We start from the raw sequence: 17,585 nt of genomic DNA, 5'->3' as shown, positions 1-17,585 counted from the left end.
ATGTTCGCTGAATTTGAGCGGGAGATGAACGTTGCAAGAACTCGTGAAAAAAGAAAAGAGACTGCTAAACAAGGACATTGGTTGGGAGGATATCCCCCTGAAAACCGGAAAGTGATAGATGATGATACCTATAAAACGATTCTCAATGAGTTTATAAAACTATGGGATAAGTCTGACAGCAGAGTGAGAGAAGACCTGATGAAAACAGTGATCCAGTCATTAATTTCACACGTGGATAATGATAACACCGGGGATATTGAGATCAACTTTTTAGCTGACAAAAAGCTGGAAGCAGAATGGGCTGAAATAAAAAAGTGCGACACTGATAAGCAAAAAGACCTATCAGTTCGCACTTCATAATGTGATGGCTCCCCGCGAGTCCCTGAAATGCGAACACTTTTTACCGCAATAATGCCTCTCAGATCTGTTAACAGGGGTCCAAAAGGAATAAAATATGAAATTCACTACGAAAAATTGGCCGAAGAGTACCCAAATTGGGACAATGCGAACAAATACAAAACGGTTAATTCTGTTAACCGAAAGTCCAAGAAAAAGACCAAAAGTAGAGAAGAGCAAAGAGAAATCTTCCAGACCTTGTTGGCCTCTGGAAAGGTAGATACACAAGCTGATATTGCTCGTAAATTTGATTGTTCTCGTGCTTGGGTTTCGAAGGTATTATCATAATATCAAACGTATGTTACTTGAAGATGTCTACACAGAACTTCGAAAATAGAGGGCATTGCTCAATGACGGTCTTTGAGGGCGAAGGAACAGTCCGATACACTGATTCAAAGAATAAACATGGCTCTCTGAATTTTCCCGCTATGCATACGCATGTAGTAAAATTGGAAATGGCAGCGGAATCAGAAGATATAGAGTCAATAGTTCAAACGATCCAAAAACACGGACATACCGGACGAAAAGGAGACTGTATTGTTTTTGTCACTCCCATTGAACAGGCTATCCGAATACCAGATGATGAACAGGGATCAGATATTCTCAATTAACGGCAACAATGTAAGGTTGCTTTAAGTTAGCAATCATTACATTGGGAACAGAAAAATTCAATCAGTGTTAATCTAATCAATAGAAAATTCTAGGTGGCTACTATGAAACGTTTAATCCTTACGCTCTCAATTACTCTTTTAATGGCCGGAACAACATTTGCTCAGCAAAAACAAGGAGATATGGGTGAGAAGAAACAGCAAATGCAGGAGATGATGCAGGGAGACATGATGGATCAAACAGGAATGATGAACAAAGAATCAAAGAAAGGGAATAAACATCAACAGCATCACAATTAATGATGCACAAATATTGACCGAAAAAAATAAGGACCATGTTTTATGATCATCACTTTATCAGGATGCACTCGGTCTGGTGGATCGTAGTAACGCTAATCATATTATTCATTGTATTTAATACCCTGCCCTATCGTTCTTATAATTCCCGTGAAGATCCTCTGGATATTTTGAAAAAAAGATTTGCGCGAGGGGAAATTGAAAAGGAAGATTATTAAGAACAGAAACGCATTATTGAGGATGGTCACCAATAGCACTCATTTTCGGGGATACATCAACAAGGAGATGGTCGTACACGGGCACGGCGATGCACCTAAAGCCGGAAGTGTGGGAATTAAAATTGATAGGAATAGTACGTTGTACGTTGTTTATTGATTGTATCGAGCTCACTAAACTGTAGGAAGACTAATTCAGATCCATTGAGGAATCCAGTATTTGCAATCAATACTCCTCAAAAAAACGCCAGCATGTTCTTAATCCCAACATCACTATTATCATACAAACTATTAATCACCACAGAGAATTGCCATAGAACTATGCATTCTATACTTCGGATGTCAACGTCATTTTGATGCGCTCAATTTCCCGCTGAATGTTCTCTTTTTCCATCGCTTTGTCGAATCGCTGCCCATTGATAAACAGATTATTAGTATCGCTCACTCCACTACGTACTCCGGAGCGCCGGTCCTCCAGCACGCGCTTCCTGTTTTTTTCGGCATACATTTCTTTTTGAAATCGTTCAGTATCCAGATTTATGTGACGGGCACATTTCAGCAGGTTTTCATCTTCCAGATGATTTTGATGGTCAAACAGTTCGTCATGCATTTCCCAAAATTTGCCTTGGTCGGCAGCCGCCTCTGCCGCCATGCCCGCGTTTTCGGCATGCGGATGTCGTCGGCTAAGCGGAAGGTGACGATAAATATATCGGATGTCCCCATCTTCATCCTGCATTATATTATCTACCATCTTATAGATTCTAAGACTGGTTTCACACTCATAATCCCCATACTGTAAGAGAGTAATTTCCGCATCCGGGTTTCCACGCTGATGGTCTTCTTCAATGACAGGGGGCTGCAGTGTATCCTCCGTTTCTTCTTTCTGATCATGATTGGAATGCGGGCGACGAATAAAATCCGGCAATATTGTATTACGACCAAATAGCCATTCTTTCCATGTAAGCTCTAACTGACCACAGTCCCTATCAGGAAAGCGACTCTGCCGTGTTTGCGAATAATTAAGCATAGCCACCAATATTACTCCACCCACTGTATTACCAAGCGTAACTGCGGAAAAGAAATATCCGAACTCGCCCCATCCTGCTAATCCCTGGAAAATCAAATAAAGCACCTCACACGCACCAATAATACAATGGAATAAATCAGCTATAGGAATGAGATACATAAGGATAAAAACAATAGCGATACGAGCCATAGCATCTCTTACGGCGTGGGTCAGCCATACCATCGAGGCTACAATCCATCCGGCTAATACGCCTTTCCAGAACAGATCATGCCAGGATACACTCAGGGCGTGTTCTCCAAAGCCCCGGGCCACTTCGGCAACTTCGGCTGCAAAGATCCCAGTATTGGCCAATACATATGCCAAGGCCCCTGCACCTACTACATTTGCAAATAGCACAACGCCCCAAACTCGCATTAGCGCCGGTATGCTGGCAATCCGCGTGAGCACATGCGTAACCGGAGTAAGCGTATTTTCGGTAAACAGCTGATATTTACCGGCTACAATTAGTATAAATCCCAGTGGGTATAACATGTTTCCAAGGAACAAAGAAGACTCTGGCCCTACAGCACTCGTCATCGCAGAACGAGCTACAAACGTAAGACCAATGGACAATCCTGCAGCCAAGCCACTCAAAAAAAGAAGACGAGTAGAACGGCTAAAATCCTCATCAGCTGTGGCTACAATGCGATGAAAAATTTCATCTGTTGAAAATATATCACGTACAGCCCGTCCTCCTGCTGGAGCACCACTTTGGGACTGGTCAATTTGTTCTTTAATACTGTCTGTCTCCATACGATTCTTATAGAATTAATCGAAAAAAATGAAATCCCATTCTCCCACTTCTTTTCTTTACAAGGATTTCAAGAATAGTTATAAAATCGGGTATCTTGGGGAAGGATCATATGTACTTAAGGTATCGCTAATCTGGTGCACGTGCAATTAACATTGATAATTTTACATTCTATTCTGAGAGAAGACCTGATGAAAACAGTAATACAGTCATTGATTTCTCACGTGGACAATGATAACACTGGGGATATTGAGATCAACTTTTTAGCTGACAAAAAGCTGGAAGCAGAATGGACTGAAATAAAAAAGTGCGAACCTGGAAAAGTCCAAGTTCGCACTTCAGGGATGCCTGGCTCCCCGGGTAGGATTCGAACCTACGACCGATCGGTTAACAGCCGATTGCTCTGCCGCTGAGCTACCGAGGATTATGTGATAACAGTATAAATTTCAACCGCTTTTAACAGAGCACAAATATAATTATTTATATTCACTCAAGTCAAGGTCTTTTTCAAACTTTTTTATATCCAACCTTTTCCAGGATTAAACCCATGGCCGGGGCCCCGTGTCCGTTTTTATGTTTACTTGGATTCAACAACATATCCTCAAACTCCTCTACTGGACGCTTTCCCAAACCAACCTGTAGCATCGTCCCCACTAACCGCCGTACCAAGTGGCGTACAAAGCGGTTAGCTTGTATCCGATATATTAACGTACCCTCTGATTCTTCGAGAGTAGAATGACTTACCTCGCATTCCGAACTGGGATTTTGATTATCTGGTTTGGTGAAGCTATCAAAATTATGTGTGCCTTCAATTAAATCAGCACAATAGTTCATGGCTTCTATATCCAGTTCACGAAATTCAGTGGTCGTCGTATCTTTAAACAATGGACGGGGCCGACGGGCAATACAGTAGCGATATCGGCGATAAGTTGCATCGAAACGGGCGTGAAAATCAAGAGAAACCTTTTCCATATCCCACACCGCAACATCTTTTGGAAGTACTCCTACCAGAGCATAAAGAAGCTCATCCTTGTCTATGGGTTCCGGAAAATCAACGTGGGCTGTTTGGGCTTCGGCATGGACTCCGCTGTCGGTTCGGCCCTGACCAATAATATCGACCGGCTCACCTGTAATGCGCTCCAAGGCCGACTCTATTGTTTCTTCGACTGTCACCGCATTCGGTTGCTTTTGCCAACCGCTATAAGCAGTTCCCAGATACTCAATAATTAACTTATAACGCGGCATTTGTTCTTATTCCTATCCAAATGCTAACTTTTCTTTCGTTCTCTATCCCAATGCCGGAAGATGGATATGCTGAATCCTCCCATCAACAGGAATGTTCCAAACCAAACGATCGAAATGAACGGCTTTTCCTCTGCTACCAACAGCACCCACTCTTCCTCAACCTCTTCCTTTACTCCCCGGAAAGTAAGTTCTACCTCACCGGTTGTAGGATCGATACTGCTGAACTGCACGGTACCATTATACTCGGGTATCTGTTGTGGGGGCGCATACGACCAGTTTTGGCCGTTCTCCACATATATGGAATAAAGGGGATCAATAACTCTACTGTTATCACTGCCCCGTTGGGCTATATCAATATAGGCTCGTACCGCCACAACGGTACTGTCCTGAAGCTGCTGGTCCTCAACCTGCCGGTAATCCCGCAAGACAATATCAAAGGGACCTACGGAGGTACTGTCTCCTCGCTCTAATTTAATTTTCTGGACAGCCACGCTATCCTCCATGCCTCCGGAAGCCGATGCTGTATTATTTCCCTGCTGTTTGGCCTGTTCATTCTTTCTTTCTACAAAAGAACTTCCCGATACATACAGATAAATATCACTAAATAAACCGCTGCGTACATCCGGATCCACCGACCATTGGATCTCCTGGGCAGTCGACGAGCTCAACATAGGATATACCTGCGGATTTAACGTAAACTGCTGCCCTTCGCCACCAGCTGGTTCAAACTTAATTTTATATTCCTGCTGACCCGGTCGCTCCTGGTTTTTTAATGTATATCCTTCGTAAGTAACCCGGTATTTATCATTAATTACTTTGGGTTCATTAAGCTCCAATTCCAAAAAGTCAACGGTTTGGGTTTTCCGGAATCCCTGCTCGTCCGTGATTTCTCCATTTTTAATCGCAGCATTATATCTCTTGGTGGCATCATCCAGAAGATTAGCATTATAGGCTGAAGAAGCCAAAATACCCAGCAAAAGCACTCCAAACCCCACATGTGAAAGGGTCCCGCCAATAAGCATTGGTTTCTTTCTGGCCAGCCGAATCATAATGATAACGTTACCTATTACGGCAAACCAGGCCGTCAGTAAAAAGAGCATATAATATAAGTTACGCACTTCCCCCATAAAGATACTGACTAAAGTGACCACGCAGGTCAGCGCAACCGGCAGCGTGAGATCATGGGCAAGAGATTCCCCATCCTGTCGCTTCCAAAAGAGATACTGACCCAATACCGTCATTATGGCTGCAATCATAGCCATCGGCATGGTCCAATCATTATAGAAACTGACTTCCGGCGGGGTAGGATTATCTACGAATAGTCGACCGATAATAGGGGAACTCGTTCCAAGAATAATGACCAAACCGATGAGAAACAGCATCATCGCGCCTGCAAAGGTCATAAATTCCCGGCTAAGCAGCTTCGACTCCTTTTCCTGCTTGGGCAATTCTTTGTACCGGTAGATAAAAAGTCCTAATCCTATAAACGTTACAGCCGCCATAAAAACGACCAGCTGATTATACAGCCCCAAATCAACAAAGCTGTGGACTGAAGAATCGGACAATACGCCCGAACGGGTTAAAAAAGTTTCATATACAATGGCTACATAAGCCAGTATCGCAAAAACAATGGAAGCCTTTTGAGACGTTGAGCTCTTTCGCTGGATAATCATGGTATGGATGCCCGCTGTGCCAAGCAGCCAGGGAACAAAGGAAGCATTCTCTACCGGATCCCAAGCCCAATAACCGCCAAAGGAAAGCGTCACATATGCCCAGTATCCGCCCAAAAAAATAGCGGTTAACAATGCCACATTTGCGCCGAGCGTCCACGGCAAAGCGGGACCAACCCACTCGTTGTACTTGCGTTTCCACAGAGCCGCCATTGCAAAACAGTAAGGCACGGTCATCATCGCAAAACCGACAAAAAGGATAGGGGGATGAATCATCATCCAGGGACTCTTTAACAGGTCATTGAGTCCCTTTCCATCCTGGGGTACGAAATCAGGATTAGACTGTAAAAAAGGTGCATTAGGCATGGCTTCTGCCAGCGTCCGGAATGGGGATGCTCCCAGTGTAAAGTCCCCAAATGGGATACCGGCGATCATTGAAAAAAGGAAAACCTGAGTCAATGTTAAGAAGAAAAGTACGGGACCTCTATAAGGTTCACGGGCCCATTTCATCAGTCCGAACCCAATAAAGATAGAGAACAGGATCCAGAGCATGAAACTTCCCTCCTGTCCACCCCAAAAGGCTGAAATAAGGTATCTTAGCTGTAGGTCGCTGCTGGTATAATTATATACATAATAAAAATTAAACTGATGGGTAAGAATAATATAGAGTAGCAAACCTGAAGCCACCAGCAAAAAAAGGCCCTGAATACCAAACAACCAGTTAGAGACCTTCAGATACCGTTTCTCCTCTCTTTGGGAATACACAAAGTAGCCAATAGCGGCCAGAATTGAGGTCAAAAAAGCCGCATTGACAAAAAACTCTCCGAAAAACTTAATCATAAAATATTAACTGTTAGCAGGCATTGCCTTTTCAAATTCCGCCTCATCAGCATTATTATACTTGGAGGGGCACTTCATCAGCATTTCATCGGCATAAAAAACTTCACCCTGCATCTCACCGATTACCACTAGCTGATCGGCCTCTTCGAAGTTATTAGGCTTAGCTTTGGGATATACCACACGACGTATATTTCCATCCTCATCTTCCATATAGAATGAAAACTGTTTAGACTCCATGGAGAAACCATAATCTTTGGAATCATCCCAGCTGCCAACTACATGGGCATTATTCATTTCTACGGCCTGTTCAAAATTAACGTAGGTACTGATGCTGTTTCCGAAGTTGTACATCAATAACGATGTAAAACCAACGATGGCGATAATGCCAAGAATCAACTTAGGTTTCATGAGAAGAAGAGTTTTGGGATTGTTGAATTTCGTCTTCCAGTCTTCCTACTTTCTTATCAACCCGAATAATAAAGAAAAGAAGGATAAACCAAATAATCAGGCTTACGCCCAGAACAATAAAAATAAGATCGTACGAAGCCGCCGCCTGAATAAACATGCTGGCATCTTCAAAACCGGCGGTACCTTCCCAGCCTTCATACGACTCCGAAAGAGTATCAACGGTTGCAACCGTATCTTCTTGTGTTTGAATAGGTAAAAAAGTCATGCTCGTTGTTGTTCAAGTTGATACTTTACTTTCTTGTAGCGATACAAAATATCGTACAGCCAAATCGAAAGGGCTACAAACCCTATAACTGCAGGATAAAAGACGTATCGCAGTTCCGGGGCTGTAATTTCACTAAAAGCGGGGTTGCCCTCCGCTCCCGGATGCAGACTGGGTAGCTGACGCGGTATTATATAAAGTAAAAAAGGTATGGTCGTAGCCGCAAAAACATTAAAAACTGCAGCTATCTTGGCCCGCTGTTCAGGATTATCAAAAGCCGTTCGGAGCACAAAATAGGCTACATATATCATCATTGCCAGCGCAGACAGATTCATGCGCGGTTCGGCAAAAGTCCACCAGGAACCCCAGGTAAACCGTGCCCATATTGAGCCGGTAATCAAGCCACAGATACCAAATAATAGTCCCACCTGTGTCAAAGACTCAGCTTTAAAGTCTGTTGCAGGATCAGGGTTGTTCAAATATTTAATGCTATAAATAAATCCCCCGGCAAAACAGACAGCCATGGTAAACCACATGGGCACATGCAGAAAGAGGTTGCGGGCTGATTCCTGTAAAATATCAATTTCAGGAATAGGAATCAGAAAGCCGGCTGCAATAACAACCGTCAGCCATACAGCAACAATATATTTCCAGGGTTTCAAACTCATTAATTACTAAAATTTTGCCCACATACAGCAGAGTATTATTATAGCGTGGTAATATACGAAATCTGTTTTGGAAAACTTAGTCCTTTCACCTTAGAATTTTCCAAATTTTACCTACCTTTACACTCTATACAATATTCTTTTAAAAGCAGGTTCTTTTACTATGGCTGATCAATCGAAAGATAAGGTTATAACGCTGGGTATCAGTTGGAAAAATCATTTTCTGGGCTATGCACTTTCCGTGCTTCTTATCCCCTTGTTTGGGATCGGACTCCTGGGATTGTATTGGGTCTATAAAAGACAGAAACGTATCACCTACCGCGTTTCTGATACCCAAATAAGTTCGCGGGACAGTCAATACCAGCGCAATGTCGATCTCGTAAATATAGACAAGGTTGAGGTCCAACAAAACTGGCTGCAAGCGAAACTAAACGTGGGTGACCTCGAGCTTCACACTTCCGCCACCTCCATGACGCTATATGGGATGGAAAATCCCTATAACCTCAAGGGACTGCTGGATCGGGCTATAGCTGAGCAAAAGAGACTCCAGAAACAACAAAAACAAACAAAAACACCGGAACCCGATACGAAACCGGGAACTAAAGATCGTATGGACTACCTGACGGGTCTTTGGCAACAGGGCTTGGTATCCAACGAAGAGTTTGAAAAAGAACGCAAACACTTTGAGTAACAAACAGTCTGTCTTCCAGATTTGATCACTTTATCACAACGTCGGTTTCTTTTTTACATGTTTTGAAATTACCCGACTCAACAACTTCTTTCCAATTGCTGATTGTGCTTCTAGAATAATAAAACTTCTCCACAAGAAATTTCATAGAAGCAGCTAACCCAATATAAAAGGCTGAAATTTGAGCAAAGTCTGCCTCAGACTTTCATTTAACAATGGCTTTTCGTAAGGTTGCTTTTTATGAAATTAAAATTCAGGCTTCCTTTCTGTATCTAATTACGCTTAAAGCATTTAATATTGTCAGCTCTAGATCTTACAATCATTGCATTATATCTCCTGTTTATAACCTGGAGGGGATTTCAGGAAGCCCAAACTCATAACACGACGGATGATTTCTTCTTAGCTGATCATACCCTAAGCTGGCCGCTAATCGGACTCTCCCTTTACGCCACCAATATCTCGATCAGTAGTATTATTGGCTTAGCCGGCAGTGGCTATAAAACCGGTATTTCGGTTTTTAATTATGAGTGGACAGGCTCCGTCATCCTTGTGCTTTTCGCTATCTTTATTGTACCCTATTATCTCAGGCACCAGCTCATTACCATGCCTGAATTCCTGGAACGGAGGTATGATTCCCGGTCACGCACCTATTTTTCATTTATTTCTATCGCCATCAATGTATTTATTGATATTGCCGGTTCATTGTATGCCAGCAGTCTTTTTCTTAAAGGTATTTTCCCGGAAATCGACCTTTATGTCTTTATTATAGGGATGGCTATGGTCTCTGGCTTATACACGGTAGCCGGAGGACTTCGCGCCGTTGTAATAACTGATAGTATTCAGGCTATTCTGCTTACATTCGGTTCGATAGCGGTTGCTGCCATTGTATATAATGAGGTCGGTTCATGGAATGAAATCCAACAACAGATTGCTCCCGAATTTCTAAGTCTTATCCGTCCGTTGGATGATGAGGTCATTCCTTGGCCTACCCTTTTGATTAGCCTGCCCATACTTGGTTTCTACTTTGCCTGTTCAAACCAATATATGGTTCAGCGCGTACTTGGTGCAAAATCTATTGATGCCGGACGTAAAGGAGTAATTTTTGCAGCGGCTCTTAAACTGCCCCTGTTATTTATTATTGTCCTCCCTGCAACACTTGGACGAATTATTTATCCAGACCTAGCAAACCCCAACCTAATATTTCCAGAGCTGATGCTGGACTTTCTACCCGCCGGTATCCTGGGGATTGTCTTAACGGGTTTTGTAGCGGCTCTGATGTCGAGTATCGATTCTGCACTTACCGCGGCTTCAAGTATCGCCACACTAGATCTTTATAAAAAAGTTCGTCCCGGAAGCAGCCAGAAACACCTAATAAAGGTAGGAAAAGTATTTATCCTCGTAGCCGTTTTTGCTGCCTCATTATGGGCTCCTTTTATAAATCAATTCCCAACGCTCTGGGAATACTTACAAGCGGTGCTGTCTTATATAAGTCCGCCCGTAGTGACGTGTTTTATATTTGGCTTATTTTGGAGCAAGGCTACTGCAAACAGCTCCTTCTATTCATTAATCTTAGGTGGATTGATGGGAATATTCTTAATGATCAATAACTACTTTTATCATTTTGTACCTCCTATTCATTATCTCTATTCTGCCACTATTATATTCATCTTCAGCTCGGCTGTGATGATAATCACCAGCATTTTTACGAAAAACAAAGTAAAGCATAGCATTCCGGGCAGCGTGTGGCAACTTTCGCTGACCGGAACGCTATCGCTGAGCAAAAAAAATCCATGGTACCGAAGCTATCAGTTTTACGGGGCCCTCGTCTGTTTTATTATTGTTCTCATCGTCTATCTCTTCCGGTAATATACTCTTCAGTAGCGATTTAAATGTGATATACTCATATAGTTTTATTACGAAGGAAGCCACTTAGTTCATACCGTTTTAGAAGAAAATGCTCCTCTTGTTTTTCATTTTTACATATGTCATTTCATAGAAAGATATTTTTTCCATTAGGTGTTATCAGGTTGGCAAGAAAATCCCAAATATCTAACAACGTTAAATGAACCACCTCTCCTTCGGATCCTGTTAATATCCGTTTGTTATTTTACAATATAATCTGATTTTTCACTTACTAATCCATCCAAGCCAAAGGATTTAAAGCATTATTTGCATAGATAAGAGATAAACAGTTCATTAGGTAACTAAAATTATTAAATTTCAGTACATAGTTAGAGCTTACAGTTGAACATCACTGGATATTTTCCTGAGCGAAGAACCTTACTCCTGTTTGGTCTTCCTGTACTTGTTACGTACATCATTTGGTTGGGGTACATGTACCAAATGCAGGAATGGAGCTTATTTCTGGATAATTGGTTTATGTCTGTTACCATGATCTTCGGGTCGTTTATTGCCGGCGCCAGTTCCGAAGGCGGCGGAGCCATCGCCTATCCAGTTATGACACTTGTGTTCAATATTTCCCCTGATGTGGCCCGTAATTTCAGTCTTGCTATTCAAAGTATCGGAATGACAGCGGCCACACTGTGGATTCTCGCAAAAAGAATTTCTATTGAAAAAACATACCTTCTTCTTTCAGGCTTCGGAGGGCTGGCCGGTATCATTATTGGCACTATCTGGATTGCGCCATTGGTCCCACCCGATTATGCTAAAATGATGTTTGTCTCGTTTTGGTTAAGCTTTGGAATTGCGCTTTTTGTAATAAATCACATCCGAAAAAGAGATACTCGGATGACATTGCCGGATTTATCGAATTATCAGCAATTGGAACTGATATTAGTAGGTATAATTGGAGGCATCCTAAGTGCAATATTTGGTAATGGAATTGATATTTGCACCTTTTCATTCGTAACATTGAAATACGGTCTATCAGAGAAAATAGCTACCCCTACTTCCGTCGTACTGATGACCTCGAATGCAATCGTCGGCACCCTGTTACACATCTTTCTACTTGGTGATATGCAGACCGAAGCATTCAATTATTGGCTGGTATGTATTCCCTTTGTAATGCTTGGAGCCCCATTCGGGGCATATCTTATTACCAAAATCAACCGTATTACTATAGCAGTTATGCTTTATATTATTATAATTGCTCAGTTTGTAGCTGCATTTTTTATCATCCGGCCATCCGGCTATCTAATCGCAATTTCACTGTTAACTTTCTTATCAGGTATAGCAGTTTTCTTCTTTTTGACATCCAGCTACAACAAGAGGTCATTCAACTAAAAAACTGATACTTAAAAATTAGCCGGGAAGGCGCACGTAAAAAGTGGTTCCTTCACCTACCTTTGTTTTTACATCTATTGTGCCACCGTGGGCTTCTACGATTTTTTTTGTAATGGCCAATCCCAAGCCCGTACTCTTTTCACCTGCAGTGGCCTCTACATCAATTTTAGCGAAGGGTTGAAACAATTTATGCCGGTCTTCCTCTGGTATCCCCTGCCCTTCATCAGCTACGTAAATAATTATTTCTTCTTCATCTTTTTCTATCCCAACAGTGGTAGTCGTATTCGCTTCTGAGTATTTAATAGCGTTACTAATCAAATTATTCAATACTTGCTGAAATTTGTGATAATCAATCAACTTATCACAAGACTCATCACACAGACTGATGTCCAAACGAATATTTTTCTTTTCCGCTGAGGGGCGATTGAGAGATACCGCCCGTTGAATGAGTCTGTGTAAATCAACATCTTCCCTGTCAAGCGAAATGCTCCCGCTTTCTATCGCTGATATATCTAACATGCCCTCCACTATCTGTACCATATATTCACTGGATTCTTTGATCTCTTTCGCCAGCTCGTATTGTTCTTTTCCGACACTTCCTTTTCGTATATCTTCCATCAAAAAATCTGCATAATTTTGAATAACTGACAGGGGATTACGCAGATCATGGGCAGCCATTCCCAGCATTTGATCTTTCAGCTTATTAATACGTTCCAACTCTGTTGTCTTTTTGATCAGTTTTCGCTTCGTATTGGCCAGCTCATTATTAAGGCTGGACATATTGTTATACATCGAAAAATCATTTCCAATTTTAGCTTCCTGTCCCCCTTTCTTCTTTATAAAATAACGCAGCTTATTAAGCTGCTCATTATTTATCTCCATTAGTCCATTTAAAAACGTTTCGGTGTCTTCCGAGCTGGTAGTCCCAACCATAATAATGCCGTTCTCGATTTTAATACCAGAAAACGTAAGAAAATGGTTTCCTCCACCTACCCTGGCATGCATCTCCCAATCAAACGCAGCCCCTTCTTTTTTTATCCTGTAAATAAGTTCAAAGCTTTTTTGGACACTATCATCATACAAATAGGCGGTAAGCGGAGCTCCACATGGGTTTTTATCTTCAAAAAACGCCATGTTATCCTGTATAACTTCTGTAATCAACCCCGTTTCATCTAGAAGTAAAGCGATTCCTTTAGCTATATGTTTCATGACTTTTGGGTAGATAATTTTGTTGCAAGTTTGATAGCTTCTTTTGCAGAAGTCGCTGATCCGTCAGCTCCCAGCTTTTTCCACAATTCAGGTTCTATACGAAATGGATAACCGCCTACCAGTATTTTGAGGTCGTTAATTTCCGAATCGGAGCGGATAGTTTTAATCAGTTTACCGGCTTTATCAAGATGAAGTGGCATAGTAACCGAAACGGCTAAGACATCGGCTTCATACTCTTTTATAGCGCTAACCAGGTTATGTGCCGGCATATTGGCACCCATATAGTAGGTATCCCACCCTTCCATTTCAAAGAAGTCGGCCACCATGCGAATACCTATTTCATGTAGTTCATCGGCCACTGAGCAAGCTACCAGCTTGTATCCTTTCTTTTTCGTGGAAAATATCTTGGGGTACAACTGCGACATTATAAGCTGGGTTGCTGCCGTACAATAATGTTCATGGGCCACACTAATTATATTGGACTGCCAAAGTGCTCCCACTTCATACTGACTCTTTTGAAATATGTGCTCATAAATATCCTTTATAGCAACACCCTCTTTTACCAACTTATCAATGTATTCACCAGCTTCTGTACGTTTACCTGATAATAAAAAGTCAAGATAGGTTTGGGCTTCTTCCACTAATGGATCACCAGATTGAAAAAATGATTGCTCTTTTACCTCCTCATTCTGTAAGACGGCTAGTCCCCGATCGATATAAAGAGTTAGCTCAGAAGCTTCATCTCTGGGAATCCTTTGATAAATAGCCTTTTTTAAAAACTTTATATTATCTATCAGATCATTTACATCTTCGCCCCGTTCTTTGAGCATTGTACGAGCCCAATCTAAATAACTATTAAATATTTTTTGGCTGTCAACACGAATAGCCTGACCTAAATAATTAATGTGATAAATCGCATCTTCATAGCATTTCTCTTTTGCTTTTTCACCGTATTCTTCTACCAACTCAGGATGATTCTTGAAATAGAGATCTGTCATAATTTGCGCCAGCGCTTGCTTATGTTCTTCCAAACTCTGTACAACAGAACTATTTGAATCTGACATGATATTTCAGAATTAAGAAGTTATATGGTTGAAATACTCTAAAGAAAAGCTGCGCTTTACAAGCTTTAATCCCCGGCGGATATACGGGTGTGATTCACTGCCACAGTGCCTGTACCAGTAATGGAATAACTCTTCATTTTCCAAAGTATTCCTAACTTCGAACTTACTGATAGCGGTAAACCCCATAAATTATTTTTAGATATGAGCCTGATGTACTTTTGTACCTATATAAACATACTTTAAAATACCCTGAAGCAGCTTTAATATCCGATATTTTTATATATATCCAAATAAAAACAGTAAAAAACAGGTACTCATAAAATTATCGATATGCTATTCAAACATCCGGAACTATACCTGACATCCTTATTCTGCTACATGAGCTGCTGTCAAGTTTTCCCTGCGTTCTTTCTGAAAGGCCTGTTCCTCCTGAGTTATGGTAGTATGCCAAATAATGCCTGTTATACTTAAAAGAAGAGCAAAAACAATCATCGTCTGCTGTATTGTCAACCAGTCATTTTCTAAAATCCACGATGACACCATAACAGAAACAGATTGGGCCAGCGTAAACAGCAGCCATTCTGTACTGAAAACTCTACCCCGAAATGTATCGGGCGTACGTCGCTGTAGTAAAACAGTACTCATTACCCAATTAGCACCGGAGGCGGCATGAGCGATAAAGACAAAAAGAAGCATAACTATTAAACTGGTCGTCAAGCCTACCACCATATACATTAATCCTCCAAAAATCATACAATAGCCCATCGCCCGTACCCAATCCTGTTCGTCGCTAAATATACGACGGCCGATAACAGGACCTATGCCGGTTCCCACTCCGCGGGCGGAATAAAGTGATCCGATCCCGATACTTCCCATCATCAGTACTTCTTCGGAAACCAGTATTAGCATGTAGGTAAGTGCGCCCAGAAACATCGTGAAGCATCCTTTAGCCAAAGTGGGTCGTAAAACCTGGTGATTATCCTTTAAATACCGGAAGCCTTCTTTAATGCCTATAAGCGGGTTGCGAGTTCGCTTTCGCTCAGCATCAGACATTTCATCCTGTGGGATAACGGCCCGGTAAATAAACCAGGAAGAGAGGACATACGTACCCGAATCAATAATAAAAACAAGGTCGGTACCCAGCCAGGCGGTCGCCAATCCCCCAAGCCCCATTCCAATAGTAAAAATGATACTCCAGCTGGCGGCCGATAACACGTTGGCATCTACCAGTTCTTCTTTGGTAGTTACATTTGGAATGGAAGAAGTTTTGGCCGGCTCGAAGATTGCGGAGAGCATCATCTGCAGTGCGGTGAGTACATAAGCCAACCAAAGGGTTTCATAGGAAACCACCAGCAAAAGGCACGCTACTATAACCGCCCGGAGCAGATCACAGGCAATCATGATACGACGCCGATTAAAGCGATCGGTAATGTATCCGGCAAAAGGTGAAAAGCTGGCCAGACTCATCATCTTGACGATGATTATCAGTCCCAGTAAAAACTCGGAATCGGAGTAACGGGTAATAAGGGCGTAAACGGCCAGTATACCGAACCAGTCGCCAAAATTGGATACAATCTGGCTGAGCCACAACCGGCGATAGTTTTGGTTATGGGAAACCAGGTCGATATATGGACGTATTTTATCGAACAAGTCTTTAGTTATCTGTTATTTAGTATTAGTTAATTGGCAACACCTACCAATAAAAACTAACTATTAACTAATTGCTATTTCACTCCTGTACTGCCAAACCCGCCGTCTCCTCGCTCTGTATCGGACAGGTCTTCGACTTCGTGTACCTCGGCTTGTATAACCGGTGCAATAATCATCTGAGCAATACGATCTCCGTGGTTAATTTCGAAGTCTTCCTCACCGAAATTAACAGCAAGCATCTTTAGTTCCCCACGATAATCGGCATCTATAGTACCCGGGGTATTCAGCATGGTAATCCCATTTCTGTATGCCAACCCGCTGCGGGGACGCATTTGGGCTTCGTACCCTTCCGGCATCGCCATTTTTAATCCCGTTGGAATGAGTGCCCGTTCTCCGGGTTTTAATGTAACAGGTTTTTCCAGAGCAGCTCTTATATCCATTCCAGCCGCATATTTTGATTCATACGATGGAAGAGGTAAATCTTTTGCATGAGGTAGTTTCTTAAACTGTATCTTCATTTTCTATCTCTATCTCCGTTCTTTCTTATAATCTATAAGTTTTACTTTTACATTACCCAGCCAAACTTTGGCATGAGCTTCAAGTGGCAGGCGAAGATCATCCGCCCGATACCACGCCTTAAATTCTCCGCTAAAGCCAAAAGGTCCTTCAATATTCGCATCGCCCTCGGTAAAATAAGTTGTCACTGCTTCGGGAAAAGCTTTGTATTCCCGCATTTCAGTTTTTCGACTATTAATCACATCTATATATCCCTTTTCACCTTCCAGATACACCGGTAAACTATACGCCTTTTCAGTACCGGCAAACAAGCGGCTATACATAAAAATCAACTGCCCTGATGTAGAGGGCTCTGTCAATTCCAGGGTATCGGTAGGCTCTCCATTTTCCGAGAGAAATACTTTTTCCTGCTCATAATTAAAAATAAAACGCTCGGCATTGTATTCTTCCTCGTCCACATTGTCGCGCCAGTATAAACGGGTATATGGCAGGGTATCCGTTTCAACAAAAAAAGTGTTGTAATGATTTTCTTCCTCTCCTACGAAAGGAATGGAAGAATTGGATGTGATAACCGTGCGCAACCACCATAGGCGCTTACCCTCGTATGTAGTATCCCTCACAATTTCAGTCTCTACTTCTCCTACCTTAAAAAAACTGTACCGAACTTCGTAAGTAAATTTCTCTTTCCACTCCAACAGTTCCTGCAGGGATGGAGGTCGTTCGGGATGTTCGTAACTTATGGATGATTGTTGTGCCTCTGCCCTGCCCAAAATAGCTATTGTCAGAACAAAA

Annotated in this window: 19 protein-coding genes and 1 tRNA gene; 8 read left to right on the top strand and 12 right to left on the bottom strand. The window is 42.0% G+C overall.

Annotated features, from left to right (window positions below; translation table 11 throughout):
- The 5 genes from ABEB05_RS00625 (at nucleotide 1) to ABEB05_RS00605 (ending at nucleotide 1,676) form a co-directional block, all read left to right on the top strand.
- Nucleotides 1-360 carry a hypothetical protein gene (locus tag ABEB05_RS00625; RefSeq protein ID WP_265786567.1) on the top strand — a complete coding sequence of 120 codons (360 nt, stop codon included), beginning with the start codon at nucleotides 1-3 and terminating at the stop codon, nucleotides 358-360.
- 287 nt (nucleotides 361-647) lie between these two features.
- Nucleotides 648-1,007: a P-II family nitrogen regulator gene (locus tag ABEB05_RS00620; RefSeq protein ID WP_425558395.1), complete on the top strand. Its 360-nt coding sequence runs from the start codon at nucleotides 648-650 to the stop codon at nucleotides 1,005-1,007.
- Nucleotides 1,008-1,109: 102 nt separating this feature from the next.
- Complete coding sequence (locus ABEB05_RS00615) at nucleotides 1,110-1,304, top strand: hypothetical protein (RefSeq protein ID WP_265786563.1); 195 nt, start codon at nucleotides 1,110-1,112, stop codon at nucleotides 1,302-1,304.
- Nucleotides 1,305-1,339: 35 nt separating this feature from the next.
- A complete protein-coding gene (locus ABEB05_RS00610; protein ID WP_265786562.1) occupies nucleotides 1,340-1,519 on the top strand; it encodes an SHOCT domain-containing protein in 180 nt (59 codons plus the stop codon).
- Between the two features lie 22 nt (nucleotides 1,520-1,541).
- On the top strand, nucleotides 1,542-1,676 hold the full coding sequence (locus ABEB05_RS00605) for a hypothetical protein (RefSeq protein ID WP_265786560.1): 135 nt from the start codon (nucleotides 1,542-1,544) through the stop codon (nucleotides 1,674-1,676).
- Between the two features lie 168 nt (nucleotides 1,677-1,844).
- Here ABEB05_RS00605 and ABEB05_RS00600 read toward each other — a convergent pair whose 3' ends face one another.
- From ABEB05_RS00600 to ccsA, 7 genes are all read right to left on the bottom strand, one after another.
- The gene (locus tag ABEB05_RS00600; RefSeq protein ID WP_265786558.1) at nucleotides 1,845-3,335 is read right to left on the bottom strand and encodes a formate/nitrite transporter family protein; all 1,491 of its coding nucleotides are present in this window, start codon (nucleotides 3,333-3,335) and stop codon (nucleotides 1,845-1,847) included.
- Between the two features lie 347 nt (nucleotides 3,336-3,682).
- Nucleotides 3,683-3,757, bottom strand: a tRNA-Asn gene (locus ABEB05_RS00595).
- Nucleotides 3,758-3,840: 83 nt separating this feature from the next.
- The gene (gene truA / locus ABEB05_RS00590) at nucleotides 3,841-4,578 is read right to left on the bottom strand and encodes a tRNA pseudouridine(38-40) synthase TruA (RefSeq protein ID WP_265786556.1); all 738 of its coding nucleotides are present in this window, start codon (nucleotides 4,576-4,578) and stop codon (nucleotides 3,841-3,843) included.
- Nucleotides 4,579-4,601: 23 nt separating this feature from the next.
- Nucleotides 4,602-7,088 (bottom strand): heme lyase CcmF/NrfE family subunit, encoded by a 2,487-nt coding sequence (locus ABEB05_RS00585; protein ID WP_265786554.1) that lies wholly within the window; start codon nucleotides 7,086-7,088, stop codon nucleotides 4,602-4,604.
- A 6-nt stretch (nucleotides 7,089-7,094) separates the two neighbouring features.
- Complete coding sequence (locus tag ABEB05_RS00580; RefSeq protein ID WP_265786552.1) at nucleotides 7,095-7,496, bottom strand: cytochrome c maturation protein CcmE domain-containing protein; 402 nt, start codon at nucleotides 7,494-7,496, stop codon at nucleotides 7,095-7,097.
- Nucleotides 7,486-7,761 (bottom strand): hypothetical protein, encoded by a 276-nt coding sequence (locus ABEB05_RS00575; protein WP_265786550.1) that lies wholly within the window; start codon nucleotides 7,759-7,761, stop codon nucleotides 7,486-7,488. The genes ABEB05_RS00580 and ABEB05_RS00575 overlap by 11 nt, the downstream gene beginning before the upstream one ends.
- Nucleotides 7,758-8,426, bottom strand: coding sequence for a cytochrome c biogenesis protein CcsA (gene ccsA, locus ABEB05_RS00570; RefSeq protein ID WP_265786548.1), 669 nt, complete (start codon nucleotides 8,424-8,426; stop codon nucleotides 7,758-7,760). The genes ABEB05_RS00575 and ccsA overlap by 4 nt, the downstream gene beginning before the upstream one ends.
- A gap of 160 nt (nucleotides 8,427-8,586) precedes the next feature.
- Between ccsA and ABEB05_RS00565 the strand changes: the two genes are divergently transcribed.
- The 3 genes from ABEB05_RS00565 to ABEB05_RS00555 all read left to right on the top strand — a co-directional run bounded on the left by ABEB05_RS00565 (nucleotide 8,587) and on the right by ABEB05_RS00555 (nucleotide 12,354).
- Nucleotides 8,587-9,114, top strand: a complete 528-nt coding sequence (locus tag ABEB05_RS00565; protein ID WP_265786546.1) for a PH domain-containing protein — start codon at nucleotides 8,587-8,589, stop codon at nucleotides 9,112-9,114.
- 294 nt (nucleotides 9,115-9,408) lie between these two features.
- Nucleotides 9,409-10,977, top strand: a complete 1,569-nt coding sequence (locus tag ABEB05_RS00560) for a sodium:solute symporter (protein ID WP_265786544.1) — start codon at nucleotides 9,409-9,411, stop codon at nucleotides 10,975-10,977.
- 468 nt (nucleotides 10,978-11,445) lie between these two features.
- Nucleotides 11,446-12,354: a sulfite exporter TauE/SafE family protein gene (locus tag ABEB05_RS00555; RefSeq protein ID WP_345694219.1), complete on the top strand. Its 909-nt coding sequence runs from the start codon at nucleotides 11,446-11,448 to the stop codon at nucleotides 12,352-12,354.
- 18 nt (nucleotides 12,355-12,372) lie between these two features.
- Here ABEB05_RS00555 and ABEB05_RS00550 read toward each other — a convergent pair whose 3' ends face one another.
- The 5 genes from ABEB05_RS00550 to ABEB05_RS00530 all read right to left on the bottom strand — a co-directional run bounded on the left by ABEB05_RS00550 (nucleotide 12,373) and on the right by ABEB05_RS00530 (nucleotide 17,563).
- Nucleotides 12,373-13,563, bottom strand: coding sequence for a sensor histidine kinase (locus ABEB05_RS00550; RefSeq protein WP_265786540.1), 1,191 nt, complete (start codon nucleotides 13,561-13,563; stop codon nucleotides 12,373-12,375).
- Nucleotides 13,560-14,627: a cobalamin-dependent protein gene (locus ABEB05_RS00545; protein ID WP_265786538.1), complete on the bottom strand. Its 1,068-nt coding sequence runs from the start codon at nucleotides 14,625-14,627 to the stop codon at nucleotides 13,560-13,562. The genes ABEB05_RS00550 and ABEB05_RS00545 overlap by 4 nt, the downstream gene beginning before the upstream one ends.
- Nucleotides 14,628-14,993: 366 nt before the next feature.
- Complete coding sequence (locus ABEB05_RS00540; RefSeq protein ID WP_265786536.1) at nucleotides 14,994-16,277, bottom strand: MFS transporter; 1,284 nt, start codon at nucleotides 16,275-16,277, stop codon at nucleotides 14,994-14,996.
- Nucleotides 16,278-16,351: 74 nt separating this feature from the next.
- Nucleotides 16,352-16,795 (bottom strand): dUTP diphosphatase, encoded by a 444-nt coding sequence (gene dut / locus ABEB05_RS00535; RefSeq protein ID WP_265786534.1) that lies wholly within the window; start codon nucleotides 16,793-16,795, stop codon nucleotides 16,352-16,354.
- A gap of 9 nt (nucleotides 16,796-16,804) precedes the next feature.
- On the bottom strand, nucleotides 16,805-17,563 hold the full coding sequence (locus ABEB05_RS00530) for a DUF3108 domain-containing protein (RefSeq protein WP_265786532.1): 759 nt from the start codon (nucleotides 17,561-17,563) through the stop codon (nucleotides 16,805-16,807).
- Nucleotides 17,564-17,585: the final 22 nt, after the last annotated feature.

This window comes from Fodinibius salicampi (assembly GCF_039545095.1).
Classification (GTDB): domain Bacteria; phylum Bacteroidota; class Rhodothermia; order Balneolales; family Balneolaceae; genus Fodinibius; species Fodinibius salicampi.
The sequence above is the reverse complement of the archived record's forward strand: the minus strand, read 5'-3'. Positions and strand labels throughout refer to the sequence as shown.